This window comes from Brachybacterium sp. ACRRE (assembly GCF_022346485.1).
Taxonomy (GTDB): domain Bacteria; phylum Actinomycetota; class Actinomycetes; order Actinomycetales; family Dermabacteraceae; genus Brachybacterium; species Brachybacterium halotolerans.
In genome coordinates this window covers 13,302-27,974 of the sequence record NZ_JAKRMO010000034.1, presented here as the reverse complement: position 1 = coordinate 27,974, position 14,673 = coordinate 13,302, and the positions used below count along the sequence as shown (strand labels likewise).

Annotated in this window: 13 protein-coding genes; 10 read left to right on the top strand and 3 right to left on the bottom strand. The window is 73.2% G+C overall.

The genetic code is table 11. The annotated features are described in order from the left end of the window. Positions 1 to 36: 36 nt before the first annotated feature. The 8 genes from MHY49_RS11160 to MHY49_RS11125 all read left to right on the top strand — a co-directional run bounded on the left by MHY49_RS11160 (position 37) and on the right by MHY49_RS11125 (position 8,445). Positions 37 to 357 carry a hypothetical protein gene (locus MHY49_RS11160; RefSeq protein WP_239204088.1) on the top strand — a complete coding sequence of 107 codons (321 nt, stop codon included), beginning with the start codon at positions 37 to 39 and terminating at the stop codon, positions 355 to 357. A gap of 54 nt (positions 358 to 411) precedes the next feature. Further along, positions 412 to 1,392 (top strand): hypothetical protein, encoded by a 981-nt coding sequence (locus tag MHY49_RS11155; protein ID WP_239204086.1) that lies wholly within the window; start codon positions 412 to 414, stop codon positions 1,390 to 1,392. Between the two features lie 112 nt (positions 1,393 to 1,504). Beyond that, complete coding sequence (locus tag MHY49_RS11150) at positions 1,505 to 2,725, top strand: thiamine pyrophosphate-dependent enzyme (RefSeq protein WP_239204084.1); 1,221 nt, start codon at positions 1,505 to 1,507, stop codon at positions 2,723 to 2,725. After that, complete coding sequence (locus MHY49_RS11145) at positions 2,722 to 3,705, top strand: alpha-ketoacid dehydrogenase subunit beta (protein ID WP_239204082.1); 984 nt, start codon at positions 2,722 to 2,724, stop codon at positions 3,703 to 3,705. The genes MHY49_RS11150 and MHY49_RS11145 overlap by 4 nt, the downstream gene beginning before the upstream one ends. Before the next feature lie 88 nt (positions 3,706 to 3,793). Further along, positions 3,794 to 5,326 carry a dihydrolipoamide acetyltransferase family protein gene (locus tag MHY49_RS11140; protein WP_239204080.1) on the top strand — a complete coding sequence of 511 codons (1,533 nt, stop codon included), beginning with the start codon at positions 3,794 to 3,796 and terminating at the stop codon, positions 5,324 to 5,326. Between the two features lie 79 nt (positions 5,327 to 5,405). Continuing rightward, positions 5,406 to 6,332 (top strand): CrcB family protein, encoded by a 927-nt coding sequence (locus tag MHY49_RS11135; RefSeq protein WP_239204078.1) that lies wholly within the window; start codon positions 5,406 to 5,408, stop codon positions 6,330 to 6,332. Continuing rightward, positions 6,329 to 6,766 carry a CrcB family protein gene (locus MHY49_RS11130; RefSeq protein ID WP_239204076.1) on the top strand — a complete coding sequence of 146 codons (438 nt, stop codon included), beginning with the start codon at positions 6,329 to 6,331 and terminating at the stop codon, positions 6,764 to 6,766. Before MHY49_RS11135 ends, MHY49_RS11130 begins: the two co-directional genes overlap by 4 nt. Then, the gene (locus tag MHY49_RS11125; RefSeq protein WP_239204074.1) at positions 6,763 to 8,445 is read left to right on the top strand and encodes a CopD family protein; all 1,683 of its coding nucleotides are present in this window, start codon (positions 6,763 to 6,765) and stop codon (positions 8,443 to 8,445) included. Before MHY49_RS11130 ends, MHY49_RS11125 begins: the two co-directional genes overlap by 4 nt. A 90-nt stretch (positions 8,446 to 8,535) precedes the next feature. Here MHY49_RS11125 and MHY49_RS11120 read toward each other — a convergent pair whose 3' ends face one another. From MHY49_RS11120 to MHY49_RS11110, 3 genes are all read right to left on the bottom strand, one after another. Continuing rightward, positions 8,536 to 10,002 (bottom strand): NAD(P)/FAD-dependent oxidoreductase, encoded by a 1,467-nt coding sequence (locus MHY49_RS11120; RefSeq protein ID WP_239204072.1) that lies wholly within the window; start codon positions 10,000 to 10,002, stop codon positions 8,536 to 8,538. Positions 10,003 to 10,191: 189 nt separating this feature from the next. Beyond that, positions 10,192 to 11,058, bottom strand: coding sequence for a hypothetical protein (locus tag MHY49_RS11115; protein ID WP_239204070.1), 867 nt, complete (start codon positions 11,056 to 11,058; stop codon positions 10,192 to 10,194). Beyond that, positions 11,055 to 12,089: a BadF/BadG/BcrA/BcrD ATPase family protein gene (locus tag MHY49_RS11110; protein ID WP_239204068.1), complete on the bottom strand. Its 1,035-nt coding sequence runs from the start codon at positions 12,087 to 12,089 to the stop codon at positions 11,055 to 11,057. Before MHY49_RS11110 ends, MHY49_RS11115 begins: the two co-directional genes overlap by 4 nt. 216 nt (positions 12,090 to 12,305) lie before the next feature. Between MHY49_RS11110 and MHY49_RS11105 the strand changes: the two genes are divergently transcribed. Then, on the top strand, positions 12,306 to 13,604 hold the full coding sequence (locus MHY49_RS11105; RefSeq protein ID WP_239204066.1) for a sugar ABC transporter substrate-binding protein: 1,299 nt from the start codon (positions 12,306 to 12,308) through the stop codon (positions 13,602 to 13,604). Beyond that, positions 13,601 to 14,575 (top strand): carbohydrate ABC transporter permease, encoded by a 975-nt coding sequence (locus MHY49_RS11100; RefSeq protein ID WP_200502831.1) that lies wholly within the window; start codon positions 13,601 to 13,603, stop codon positions 14,573 to 14,575. Before MHY49_RS11105 ends, MHY49_RS11100 begins: the two co-directional genes overlap by 4 nt. Positions 14,576 to 14,673: the final 98 nt, after the last annotated feature.

Here is a 14,673-nt window from a genome sequence, read left to right as displayed (position 1 = left end):
GTGCCGCGGATCACGAACGCGGCGGAGGGGAAGACCATGACCGGACCGATGCCCGAGGGCCCGCAGAACGGCCAGCCGCACCAGGACGGACAGGGGGAGGCCTCCCCCTGGCGGCAGCAGTACCCCGATCCCGCGCAGGGTCAGGGGAGTGCGCAGAGCCAGGACTTCCCGCAGGGCCAGGACTTCGCCCAGAGCCAGGACTTCTCCCAGAGCCAGGGCGGCTCGCCGCAGTCCTCCGCCTCGTGGCCGTCGAGCCCCGGAGGTCCGACGGGCCCAGGAGGACCAGGGCAGCCCGGCGGGCCGGGAGGATTCGGCGGATCGGGCGGTCCCGGCGACCCGAACCAGCCGCCCCGGTAGAGCCGTACGGGACTGATCATCGGGCTGGTCATCGCCGCCGTCGCGTTCCTCCTCGTGATCGTGCTCGTGGTGGTGATCGCGGTCGTCATCGGCCTGGGCAAGCGCGACGACGCGGGAGGCGGCGGGGGAGCCGCGAAGACCGCATCGCCCGAGGAGCAGGTGAGCGCGCTCGGGAAGGAGTACATGGACTCCCTGGTCGACGGGGATCCCAAGCCCGCGCTCGAGGTCATCCAGGGACAGGACCACTCGAACCAGGAGACCCTCGAGGAGGACGCCTACGCGAAGGCGCTCAAGGAGGCGCCGGTCGCCGACGTGACCATCGGCGAGCCCCAGATGTCGTCGCTCTCGGGGAAGGTGACGGTCGACTACACGGTGGGCGGCAAGCCCGCGAGCGGCGAGATCTCGATGCAGGACTACGACGACGACGGCACCTACGAGGTGGTCACCGGTCTCGAGTCGTACATGGACGTGCCCGAGGGCTTCTCCGGCCTGAGCCTCACGGTCAACGACGCCGAGGTGAAGCCCGGCACGGAGTACTCGGCGCTGCCAGGCTCCTACACGGTGGGCATGGACGAGAAGCTGTTCGGCCTCGACGGGGAGGCGACCCTGGTCTACGGACTGGGCGACGACTACCCGGACTGGCCCAAGGCGAAGCTGACGGACGACGGCCAGAAGGCCTTCCGCGGAGCCGTGAAGAAGTCGGTCGACAAGTGCGTGGAGCAGAACACGCTCAAGGCCGGCTGCGGCCTCCAGAAGATCCAGGGCACGTCGTCCGACGGCTGGAAGGCCAAGGACAAGACGGTCAAGCGCTCGCTCCCGGGGTCCACCCAGCGCAAGCTCGACAAGCTGACGGCCGAGCCCGGGTACGACGAGGTCACCTACGTGACCGCGAAGGACTCCATCGGCGGCGTGGACACCACGATGGAGTGCAGCAAGGGCAGCCAGAAGGGCACCTGCGACCTGCTCTACGGCGGCAGCCTGGGCAGGCCCTCCGTCGACCTCGCCGATGACAAGCGACCGGTGACCTGGGACTGATCGCACGCCGGCGCGCCGCGACCCGCAGGACGGCCGGCGGCGCGCCCGGCGGAGCGACCCGCCCACGGCGATCCCGTTGGAACTTACGGCTCCGTAGGTTAACCTCGTCCCCGTGAGCGTCTTCCGCACGACAATTCCCGAGCACGCCGACGACGAGCCCCTGATCCAGCTCGTCGCGCCGGACGGCACCCGCACACCCCACGAGGAGCTCGACGCCGCCGTCGCCCACCTCACGGGCGAGGACCTGCGCCGCTACTACCGCGACATGGTGATGATCCGCGCCGCGGACCTCGAGGCCACCTCCCTGCAGCGCCAGGGGCAGCTGGGCCTGTGGGCGAGCGCCCTGGGGCAGGAGGGCGCGCAGATCGGCGCCGGCCATGCGGCCCGCACCCAGGACTACCTGGTGCCCACGTACCGCGAGCACGGCATCGCCTGGGCGCGCGGCATCGAGCCCTGGCGCCTGCTGGACGTGTGGCGCGGCATCGCCCACGGCAGCTACGACCCCTACGAGCTGCGCACCCACCCCTACATGCTCGTGCTCGGCGCCCAGGTCCCGCAGGCCGTCGGCTACGCGATGGGCCTGCAGCGCGACGGCCTCGTGGGCACCGGCGACCTCGATTCCGACACCGCGGTGCTCACCCTGTTCGGCGACGGCAGCTCCTCGGAGGGCGAGGTCAGCGAGGGCTTCACCTTCGCCGCCTCCTTCCAGGCGCCGACGGTCTTCTTCACGCAGAACAACCAGTGGGCGATCTCCGTGCCCACCACCGTGCAGTCCCGGGTGCCGCTCGCCCAGCGCTCGCGCGGCTGGGGGATCCCCAGCGTCCGCATCGACGGCAACGACGTTCTCGCCGTCTACGGCGCCGTGCGCCTCGCACTCGACGCCGCCCGCGAGGGCGAGGGGCCGAGCTACATCGAGGCCCTCACCTATCGGATGGCCGCGCACACCACGAGCGACGACCCCACGCGCTACCGCGCCCGCGCCGAGGAGGAGGAGTGGGCGGCCAAGGACCCCATCGACCGCCTGCGCCGCTACCTCGAGACCCAGGACGAGATCGACGAGGAGTTCGTCGGCCGCTGCGAGGAGGAGGGCCACGACCTGGCGATGGCCCTGCACCACGAGATCCACGCGATGGCCGATCCCGACCCGATCGAGATCTTCAGCCACGTCTACGCCGATCCGCACCCGCTGGTCGAGGCCGAGCGCGCGGAGTTCGAGCGCTACCGCTCCCAGTTCGAGGACGCCGGCGACCAGGCCGATGCGGGGTCCGCCGCCGACTCCGCCGCCGACTCCGCCGCTGCTGACTCCACCGCCGCCGAGGAGGGCCGTCGATGAGCACCGTGAAGCTTCCGATCGCGAAGGCGATCACCGCGGGCCTGCGCGACGCCATGCGGGCCGACGAGAAGGTCATGCTGATGGGCGAGGACATCGGGCTGCTCGGCGGCGTCTTCCGCGTCACCGACGGTCTCCACGCCGAGTTCGGCGGCGACCGCGTCGTGGACACCCCGCTGGGCGAGGCGGGCATCGTGGGCACCGGCATCGGCCTGTGCTACCGCGGCTACCGGCCCGTCGCCGAGATCCAGTTCGACGGCTTCGTCTTCCCCGCCTTCAACCAGATCACCACGCAGCTCGCGAAGATGCACTACCGCACGCGCGGGCAGGTGCGGGTGCCGATGGTCATCCGCATCCCCTACGGCGGCGGCATCGGCGCGGTCGAGCACCACTCGGAGAGCCCCGAGGCGCTGTTCGCCCACACCGCGGGCCTGCGCATCGTCACCCCGTCGAACGCGCAGGACGCCTACTGGATGACCCGCGAGGCCATCGAGTCCGACGACCCGGTGATCGTCTTCGAGCCCAAGAAGCAGTACTGGATCAAGGGCGACGTCGACACGGACGTGCGCCCCGCGACCGGCATGCACAGCGCGCAGATCGTGCGTCCCGGAACCGACGCGACGCTGCTGGCCTGGGGGCCGTCCGTCTCCGTGGCCCGCGAGGCCGCCGAGGCCGCGACCGAGGACGGTCTGGACCTCGAGGTGATCGACGCCCGCTCGATCTCGCCCTTCGACGTCCCCACGGTCGTCGAGTCGGTGAAGCGCACCGGCCGCCTGGTGATCGTCCACGAGGCCCCCGTCTTCGGCGCCATCAGCGGCGAGGTCGCCGCCCGCGTCTCCGAGCAGTGCTTCTTCCACCTCGAGGCGCCCGTGCTGCGCGTGGGCGCCTACCACACGCCGTATCCGCCGGCGCGGATGGAGGAGGCCTACCTGCCCGACCTCGACCGCGTGCTCGACGCCGTCGACCGATCGCTCGCATACTGACGGCGCCCCACGGCGTCCGCCTCCCTGCGATGTTCCCTTCGCCCACTGACCAGCGCCCCGACAGCGGCGAGAACGGAAGGACCCGACGATGAGCACCCTCGTCATGATCACCCTCACCGACCCCGGCGAAGGACTCACCGAGGCCGAGATCCTCGACATCAAGGTGGGCGTGGGCGACACCGTCGCCATCAACGATCCCGTCATCGAGGTCGAGACCGCGAAGTCCGCCGTCGAGCTGCCCAGCCACATCGCCGGCCGCGTCACCCGGGTGCTCGTCGCCGTGGGCGACGAGGTGCAGGTGGGCGCCCCGCTCATCGAGGTCGACACCGATGCCGACGACACGAGCCCCGCGCCCGCGCCCGCCGACGCCGCCCCGGAGCCGGACCCGTCGGCCGAGGAGCTCGCGGCCCAGGCGCAGGAGGCGACCGGCGAGACCGCCGCGCCCGTCGACGCCGCCCCGGCCGCCGCATCCGCCGCGCCCGCCGAATCCGCCGCGCCCGCCGAATCCACCGCTCCCGCCGAATCCGCCGCTCCCGCGGCCGAGGATGAGCAGCCCAAGAACCTCGTGGGCTACGGCGCGCGACCCAGCAGCGCCCGCCGTCGGCGCCGCGCCGCCGCGCAGGAGGGCGAGGACCAGCAGGTCCCGATCGACCGCATCCTCGCCAAGCCGCCCGTGCGCAAGCTCGCCCGCGACCTCGGCATCGCGCTCGCCGACGTCTTCGCGACGGGCCCCGGCGGGACCGTCACCCGCGAGGACGTGCTCGCCGCGCAGCAGCGCGCGATCGGCGACGAGATGCCCGGTGACGGCGACTACTTCCCCGACGAGTCCCCGCAGGCGCCCGCCTCCCTGCACGGCACCATGAAGTCGGCGACCAGCCAGTCCATGAACCAGCAGTCGTTCTCGGGCGTGACCAGTGACGACCGGACCACGCGGGTGCCGATCCGCTCGGTGCGCAAGCGCACCGCCGAGGCGATGGTCTCGAGCGCTTTCACCGCCCCGCACGTGACGGTGTTCAACGAGGTCGACATGACCGCGACCATGGACCTGGTGCGCTCGCTGCGCGCCTCCCGCGAATGGGCCGACGTCAAGATCTCCCCGCTCGCGATCGTCGCGAAGGCGCTGCTCGTCGCGATCCGCAGGAATCCCGAGGTCAACGCCTCCTGGGACGAGAGCGCGCAGGAGATCGTCTACAAGCACTTCGTGAACCTGGGCATCGCCGCGGCCACCCCGCGCGGCCTCATCGTGCCCAACATCAAGGACGCCCACCTGCTCACCCTTAAGGAGCTCGCCGAGGGCATCAACGACCTCGCCAAGACCGCGCGCTCGGGCTCCACACCGCTGTCGGCGACGCGCAACGGCACCATCACCGTGACGAACTTCGGCGTCTTCGGCATCGACTCGGGCACACCGATCCTGAACCCGGGCGAGTCCGTGATCCTGGGCATGGGCGCGGTCAAGCAGAAGCCCTGGGCGGTCGACGGGAAGATCGAGATCCGCGAGGTCACCCAGCTCGCCCTGAGCTTCGACCACCGCCTCATCGACGGCGCGCTCGGCTCGGAGCTGCTGCGCGACATCTCCGCCGTTCTCGAGCAGCCCCAGCTGGGCCTCGTGTGGGGCTGAGCCCCCGCGCCCGCGCGGCCGTGGTGACCGTCCACGGCGCGCGCAGGTCCGCCCGCCTCCTCCTCGGTACCCTGGTGCGGTGACCACGCCTCCCGCACCGCGCCGCCGCGACGATCCGCGCATGCGCACCGTCGAGATGGAGGCCGTCAGCGTCACCGCCGAGGAGGAGGACGCCGAGACCCTCACCTCGGGCCCCGGCCTTCCTCCGCTGTCCTGGCAGCGCGCGATGCTGCTCGTGGCCTGCGGCGGCGTCGCGGGCGGAGTGCTGCGCGAACTCCTCACGCTGCTCATGCCCACGATCCAGACGCCCACCCTCATCGAGGTGCCGCGCTCGACGCTGCTGGTGAACGTGCTGGGCTGCGTGGGCCTCGGGATCCTCACGGGCCTGCTCGAGCGCCAGCCCGATGCGCCGCGCTGGATGCGTCCGCTGCTGGGCATCGGCTTCCTCGAGGGGTTCACCATCTACTCCGGCGTGGTGCTCGAGGGCTCCGCGATGATCGGCGCAGACTTCCCGGCGCTCGCGTTCGTGTACGGGGCGATCACCCTGTTCGGCGCGATCTGCGGGGTGCTGCTCGGACTGGGCCTCGCGGGCCTGCTGCACCGCCGTGGGATCCGGCTCGGCACGCACCCCTTCGCCGGGGGCCGCGCCCCACGACGCGCTCTCCCCACCCGTTCCCGCCGCTTCTCCCGCGTGCGCGCCGGCACCGCCTCCGGCGCCGCCTCGGGAACCGGAGCAGGAGCCGACGCCGACCCCGAGGGCGCGGACCCCGAGGGCGGCGGCGCCGAGGCCCTGACGCCCGAGCCCGACGCGTCGGACGCCCCGGCTCCCGTGCCCTCCCTGGACGCTCCGGGCGACGCCGAGGTGCACACGACGCTCTCCTCCGCGACGCCCGCGGCCCCGAGCCCGCGCTCGGCCGTGCCCTCGCCCCATCCCGAGGCCCCAGCGTCGGAGCGCCCCTCGACCCGCCGTCCGATGGAACGCCCGGGCGAGGGGGAGGGACGATGACGATCCTGCTGGGCATCCTCTCCGTGCTCGTCGTCGGCGCCGGATGCGGCATCGGCGCGGCCGCGCGCTGGGCCGTGCGCGAGAGCTTCTCTCGCGCCCTCGATCGGCGCGAGAGCCCCTCGATCCTGCTCGAGGTCGTGCCGTGGCCGACGATGATCGCGAACGTCGTCGCATGCTTCCTGCTGGGCATCGTCGTCACCCGGATCGGCGCGGAGCCGACGGGCGGCGTGCGCTACCTGTTCCTGCTGCTCGGAGCGGGCGTGTGCGGCGGACTGTCGACCCTCGCGGGCGCCGCCCTCGACGCCGTCCAGCTCGCCCGGCGCGGCACCCCGGTGATCTCCGTCGGCTACCTGCTGGTGACCGCGGCGCTCGGGATGGCCGCGCTCTGGCTCGGCGTGCTCGTCACCCAGGGCATGGGCTCGGCGGGCGCGTGAGCACCATCCCTGTGCTCGCCGTGCTCCATGTCCTCCTGGGCGTGATCGAGGACCTCGCCGCGGCCGGCGCGCTCGGCGCCTCCCTGCTCGCCGGTCTGCTGCTGGTCGCGCCCGCGGACCGCGCCCGCGCGATGACCCCGCTCGCGGTGCTCGGCGGCGTCTGGACCCTCACCCAGCTGCTGGCCCTCGCGCCCGCCCCGCGCCTGCTGCCCGCTCTCGTCGCCGCCCTCGCCGCGCTCATCACGCTGCTCGCAGTGGGACTCGGCACCGGCGCCCGTGCCCGGACCGTCGGCCGGCTCACGGGAGTGCTCGCAGTCCTCGGGATCTCGATCCGGGTGCTCGGCGATCAGGGCTTCCTGCTTGCTCAGGCGGGGCAGGCCGTGCCGGTGCTCGTGCACGTGCTCGCGATGTCCGTGTGGGCGGGCGGGCTCGGCGCGATCCTGCTGCTGCGCGCCCGCGGCCCGCTCACGGACTCGTCCTCCGTCATCGTCCGCTTCTCGCACCTGGCGCTGCTCGCGTGGTGCGTGCTCGCCCTCAGCGGGCTGTGGGCGCTGCTGACCCGCCTCGGCTCGCCCATCGACCTCGTGACCACGGCCTTCGGCCTCGTGGGCCTCGCGAAGATCATGCTGCTGCTCGCGCTCGGAGTCCTCGGCGCGCTGCAGCGGAGGCGTCTCGCCGTGCGGACGGGGGCCGACGGGCCGGGGCGTCCGTTCCTCCGCCTCGCCGGCATCGAGCTGGTGCTGATGGCGGCGGCCGTGGTCCTCGGCGCCCTGCTCGCGCTCCTGCCGGTCCCCGGTGGCGCGGCGGCGACGGGCCCGGCGGCGGATCTCACCGGCCACGCCCTGCCGCCCGCCCCGAGCGCGGCCTCGCTGCTCGCGTCCTGGCGGCCCGACGCCCTGGTGATCGCCCTCGCCCTCACCCTCGTGTGGGCGCTGCGCTTCCCGCGTACGGGGCCCCGGGCGGCCCCCCGCGCGCGCTCGGCCGAGCTGCGCGTCGTCGTCGGCGCCGTGCTCCTCGTGCTCGTCGTCTGCGGGCCGCTCGGCGTCTACGGCCCGGTGCTGAGCTCGGCGCACCTGTTGCAGCAGGGCCTCCTGCTCGTGCTCGTCGGGCCCCTCCTCGCCGGCGCCGTGCCCACACCCGGCGGTCTCTCCCGTCTGCTGCACCGCGACCCCTGGACCGCCCCGCTGCTCGCGCTCGGGCCGACGGGCCTGCTCGCCCTCGTGCACGCCACGCCGTGGCTGCTGGGGCCCGCGCTCGCGACGATCCCCGGGCACGAGCTGCTGCTCCTGGCCCCGGTGGTCCTGGGCGCGCTCACCTGGTGGACCGTGGAGCCGGGCGCGGATGCCCGGCGGGACGGGGACAGCGGCGCCGATCCCACGCTTCCCGCGGGGCCGAGCGCGCGCCTCCGCGTCTGGCGCACGGTGCTGGCTGCCCTGCCCGTCGCGGGGCTCGCGGCGAGCGGCCTGGCCCTCGCTCTGGGCAGCACGCTCCTTGCCTCCGACCGCTTCGGCGCGACGGGGCGCACCTGGCGGGCCGACGCCCTCGCGGACCAGCAGACGGGCGGCTGGATCCTCGTCGGCCTCGCCGTGCTCGCGGGGATCGCGCTCGTGGGGATCGCGCTCGCGGGTCGGGCCATCGCATCGCGGACGACGCGCCGCGGCGCGCGCGCACGCGAGTGACCTGGACGCCTCAGCAAGCGGCCGATCAGCCGATCAGCCGATACGCACGTCGGCCGAGCACCGCGCCGCCCGACGGGCCCGCCCGACCGATCAGTCGAAGAGCTCGCGCACCGACCGCAGGCGGGCGAGCAGCAGCTCGCGATCCACGAAGGGGACGAGAGCGCGGTCCCCGTCGGCCGCACCGGAACCCGATGCGCTCCGGGCCGACGCCCCCGACCCGCGGCGGTCCTCCCGGCGCGGTGGCAGCAGCGCGCCGAGGCGGCCGCGCAGACCGGATTCGGCGGGCAGCGGCACCTGGGAGTCCGCGCCCTCGCGCAGGCGCCGGAACTGCGCGGCCTGGGGGGTGCCCTCGCGCTCGGCGTGCAGGGCGTAGGCGGCGACGTCGGCCTGCTCGACGAGCAGCGGCAGCACGCCGCCGTTCACCCGCTGCTGGCCCAGCATCACGAGGTCGGAGCGACCGCGCGGGAAGGCGCCGAGGAACAGGTCGAGCGCACCGCTCGCGGTGCGGGGCACCACGTCGTCGGGCAGGTAGTCGGCGCCCTGCTCGTAGCCCGTCGCGAAGACGATGACATCGGGCGCGAAGTCCGCGTGGGCGCGGCCGCGGCCGGTGAAGGACACCGTGCCGTCCTCGCCGATCGCCTCGACGTCGCCGGTGGGCGTCACACGGCCGTCGCGGATGCGCGGGGCGATCTCGTCGGAGACGATCACGGCGTCCTCGAGCAGGGGGGCGGCGGGCCTGGGCAGGCCGAGCGACTCCGGGTCGCCGACGGCGCGGCGCACGACCTGCTCGGCGATCTTCTCGTTCAGCCCGCCCAGCACGGAGGGCTCGTGCGAGGCGGCGACGTCGCCCGGCTTCCCGCCGATCGTGCGCGGGACGATCCAGTGGCCGGTGCGCACCGACCAGCGCACCTCGAGCGCCCGGCGGGCGGCGTCCACGGCGATGTCGGCCGCGGACTGGCCGGAGCCGACCACGAGCACGCGCCGGCCCTCGAGGCCGTCGCTGCTCTCCCACTGCGAGGAGTGCAGGGTGCGGATGCCCTCGGGCACGTCACCGGCCCATTCCGGCAGGTGAGGGCGGGAGGAGACGCCATGGGCGGCGACGATGGCGCGGTAGACCGTGACGCGGCCGTCGGAGAACTCGACCTGCCACACGCCCTCCTCGAAGGGCTTCGCGGTGCGCACCACGAGGCGCGGCAGGAAGTGGTCGGTGAGGTCGTAGCGCGCGGCGTAGGCGCGCAGGTACTTCGACATCTGCGCGGGGCGCAGGAAGGTCGGGAAGGAGACCGGCTGGATCATGTCCTCGTACTGCGTGAACTGCGTCGAGGAGATCATCTCCATGGCCGGCCAGACGGGGGAGTCCTCGCGCGAGGTGCTCCAGATGCCGCCGACATCCTTGCCCGCGTCCACCAGGTCGAAGGGCACGCGGAGCGCCTTCAGCGCGGCCGCCGCGGCGAGGCCCGCGGGGCCCGCGCCGACGACCAGGACCTTCTCGCGACTGGGGACGTCGACGCCGACGTCCTCGGCGGAGGTCTGCTGCGTGGCGGAGGCGTGGGACATCGCGGAGGGCCTTCCGATCGGGGCTTGCGGAACGTGGCCCCCGGCGCGCAGGTCCCGTCGGACGCGAGGGTCCGGGCGGGGCGCCGACGCCGTGGGGCGCGGCCATCCTATCCGCGACCCCGGCCGCGGGGTCCCAGCGCGTGGTGATCCTCCTGCAGTGATCACGCCCCAGGGATCACCCCGCAGCGATCACAGGACCGTGATCACGACGGAGATCCCGAGCGCGACGACCACGGAGGTCATCACGTGCCCGAGCAGCGCCTGCAGCCGCACCAGGCGACGGGCCCCGCTCGTGAGCGGCACGTTCTCGTTCGCCGATCCCGAGACCTGCACGATCATGGACACGTAGAGGTACTCGTCGAAGCCGCGCCGCGGTGCGCGCAGCTCGAAGGCGTCGCCGTGGCCGTCCGCCGCGGCGTACTCGACGGCGAGGGTGACGGCCGTGGAGTACCAGGTGCACAGGATCGCGGCGATCGTCGTCACCAGGAGCACCACCCGATAGGGGCCGGGCTCGCTGAGCAGGAGCAGCAGGATCGCGAGCACCGCGAGCAGCACGAGACCCAGGGCCTCGGAGCTCACCGATCCGCGCCCCGCGACCCACCGCAGCCAGACGGAGGTGCGCCGCGCCCGGGCCAGGCGCGCCGCGATCACGACGTCCCGCCGCGGGAGGCGGTGGAAGGTCCAGTGCGTGAGCAGCGCGAAGCTCGCGGCGTACACGGTGATCGCGATGACGGCGAAGGCGCCCGGCAGGGAGATCGCCGCGCGCTCCCGCTCGCTCGGGAACAGCGAGCTCAGCGCGAAGGTGGCGGCGAGGGACAGGATGACGGTGAGCGTGAGGGCGACCGTGTTGCGACGGCTCTCCGAGCGCAGACGGAGCGCGAGGTCCGCCTCCCGCTCGACCCGCCGGGCGCGGCGCTCCCGCGCGCGGCCCAGGCGCTCGCGGCGGCGGCGCGCCGAGGCCGCCGCGGATTCCCGCGCGCGTGCGCGAGCCTCTGCACGGGGGTCGGCGGGTGCATGGGGGTCATCGGGCGCCGAGTCCTCCGCGGGCGCGCTCATCGGATCGGGCCGATGGCGCCGTCGGGCCCGCCCGCCGCCTCGCGCGCCAGGCGGAGCGCCCCGGCGAGTCCGTCCTGGACCGGGGCCACGGTGCGCCCTGCCGCCTCGAGCCAGGTCACGAGGTCGTCGTGGATGGGCCCGGGGGTCGTGAGCACGCCGCCGGCGAGCACCACGGGCAGCGCCGCTTCGGGGTCCAGGCGCTGCACGGTGCGGGAGAAGTGCCGGCCCGCGCCGTCGAGGATCCCGCGGGCGACCTCGTCGAACTGGTCCTCGCACAGTGAGCCGGGCAGCGGCGCGAAGCGGCCCAGCTCGGCGGGGGAGAGCGGGTCGATCGCGGCGACCAGGTCCTGCCGCGGATCGCCCGTGGGGGAGCGCGGCACGAGCCCGTCGCGCAGATCGAGCTCGAGCACGTCGCCCAGGGACTCGGTGAGGCGGGTGCGCGGCCCGCGGCCGTCGATGTCGGCGGCGACGGCCTGCAGCACGGCGCGCCCCAGCCAGACCGCGGAGCCCACGTCCCCGAGCAGCCACCCCATCCCGTCGCAGCGCTCCGCGGGACGGCGGTCCTCGAAGCGCACGCACACGGAGCCGGTGCCGGCGAGCAGCAGCAGGCCGTCCTCGCCCACGTCCGCGCTGAGGAAGGCGGTGAGGTGGTCGTCGGTCGCCGTGAGGCGGTCCGGCTCGATGCCCAGCGGCGCGAGCGCCTCGGCCACCGCGGCCGTGATCTCCCGTCGGCGGGCCGCGCCGTTGCCCGCGAGTCCGAGCACCGCCGCGCCCACGCGCTCCCGCGCGGCCGCGGGGCCGTCGATCCCGGCCTCCTCGAGGGCCCGACGGGCCGGCTCGGCGAGCGCCGCGAGCGCCCCGGGACCGCTCGAGCGCAGGTTCGCACCGGGCCCTGTGACGGGCTCGGCCATGAGCGGCGGAACGTCCGGAACGACCGGCGCGACGAGGAATCTGCTGCGGGTGCCGCCGACGTCCGCCACCAGCACGACGGGCGACGTCACAGCTCGGTCACGGTCCTGGGGAGCCTGCACGGGACCTCCTTCATCGTGGTAACTTCAGCATAGAAGATCGGCGAGGGAAGTTTTCTTGACGTTCGGCTCCGGGAGCGATCCCGGAGGGTGTCATCCCCGGGTCCCCGGATCCTCGATGACGCTGCTTCTCGACGCGGTTCCCGCATCGCTCGACGACGAGACGATATCCACAGTGCCGCCCGGCACGTGCCGACCCGACAGCTGTGAGGAGTTCCGATGATCTCACGACGAGGTGTTCTCTCCGCCGGGGCCGCCGGCTCCGCCGCACTGGGCCTTGCCGCCTGCTCGGGCGGCTCGGGCGGCAGCGACCCGACCGACACCGAGGCCAACGCCGACAAGACCATCACCCTGTGGATCATGCAGGGCACCAACGCGAAGACCGACGAGTACGTCGACGCGATCACCAAGGCGTTCAAGGACAAGACCGGTGCGACCCTCAAGGTCGAGGTGCAGCCCTGGGACGGCGCGCACGACAAGTTCGTGACCGCCATGAGCGGCGGCACCGGCCCGGACGTCGCCGAGGTCGGCACCACCTGGGTCCCCGAGTTCGCCGACGCGGGCGGCCTCGACCCCCTCACCAAGGACGTCGACGAGGCGGGCATCGGGGACGGTCTCGTCCAGGGCCTCGTGGACGCCGGCACCCTGGACGACGAGCTCTACGGCATGCCCTGGTACGCGGGCGTCCGCTCGATCCTCGCCGACAGGAAGATCCTCGAGGACGCGGGCGTGACCGAGCAGCCCGGCAGCTGGGACGACCTGCTCAGCATGATCGAGACGCTCAAGAAGAAGAACCCCGACATCATCCCGTTCCCCGTCGCGGGCGGCTCGATCTTCGCCGGCATGCCCTTCGTGTGGGGCGCGGGCGGCGACATCGCCAGCGAGTCCGGCGGGACGTGGAAGGCCACGATCAACTCGACCGAGTCGGTCGAGGGCATCACCTGGTACACGGATCTCGCGCTCAAGCACGACGCGTCGACCGCGGCCGCCTCGAGCTGGCTCGAGACGGACTCCCTGGCCGCCTTCCAGCAGGGCAAGGTCGCCATGTTCATCACCGGCTCGTGGGTGCCCGCGACGATCAAGGCCGACGACGAGGAGCTCTTCAAGCGCCTCGTCGCCTTCACGATCCCCGCGAAGGACAAGGCCGTCGCGCCCTCCTTCCTGGGCGGCTCGCTCCTGTGCCGCTTCACCGAGACCGAGGAGCCCGAGCTCGCCTTCGAGCTCATCAAGCTCATGTCCACCGGTGAGTTCGCGACCCAGTGGGCCAAGGACACCAACTACTTCCCGGGCGAGCAGAAGGCCCTGGACCAGGTCGTGGCCGACGGCGACGACCTCACCAAGGTGTTCGCCCAGCAGATGACCGAGGGCGGCACCACCGTCCCCGTCACCCCGGCCTGGGGGCAGATCGAGGGCAAGAAGACCCTGTCGACCCTGTTCAGCGACGTCCTCGGCGGCACGAAGCCGCAGCAGGCCGCCGACGCCGCCGCCACCGAGATGGACAAGATCTTCGGCGGATGAGCGCGGCCACCTCCACCCCGAAGAACGCCGCGAACGCCACCGGGACCCTCGAGCGCCGACGGGTCCCGGTGCGCCGCCGCCTGCAGCGCGGCTCCGCGCCCTGGCTCCTGCTCGCCCCGGGACTGGTGACCCTCGCCGTCCTGCTGCTGTGGCCGCTGGTGCGCGTGCTGAACCTGTCCATCCAGGACTACCGGCTGCGCAACCTCATCCGCGGCGACTCGAACTACACGGGCCTGACGAACTACCGGGAGATCCTCTCCGATCCGTTCCTGTGGGGCACGGTGCTGCCTAACACGGTGGGCTTCGCGATCGTGTGCGTGGTGCTCACGATGGTCGTCGGGATCGTGGTCGCCCTGTTCCTGAACAGCCTGGGCACCTGGTGGCGCAGCATCTGCACCACCGCGATCATGGTGGCGTGGGCGGTGCCCGCGATCACCGGCACCTACGTGTTCGTGTGGCTGTTCGATCCCCTGAACGGCCTGGTCGCGAGCACCCTGGACCAGCTGGGGATCATGGAGGCCGGCTCCTGGAACTGGTTCGCCAACCGCTGGGCTTTCTACGCGATCGCGACCGCGAACGTCGTCTACCACGGATTCCCGTTCATCGCGGTCACGGTGCTCGCGGGCCTCGGCACCGTCCCCAAGGAGCTCTACGAGGCCGCGGCGCTCGACGGCGCGGGCCCCCTCTCCCGCTTCCGCAGCGTGACCATCCCGGGCATCCGCCCGATCCTCGCGGTCTGCATCATCCTGTCGACCATCTGGGACTTCAAGGTCTTCACGCAGATCTACCTGATGCCCGGCGGCAACGGCACCAACCGCGACGTGATGAACCTGGGCGTGTGGTCGTACTCGGAGTCCTTCGCCCAGGGCCTCTACGGACGCGGATCGGCGATCGCCGTGCTGCTGACGCTCCTGCTGCTGGTGATCTCCGTGATCTACATGCGCTCGCTCATGAAGGAGGACGAGCTGTGAGCACCGCCCCCGCCGACCGCACCGCCCCCGTGGGACCCGTCGGCCCTGCGGGGCCCGTCGGCCCCGCGCCCACCGCGGCCGAGCGCACCGCCCAGCGC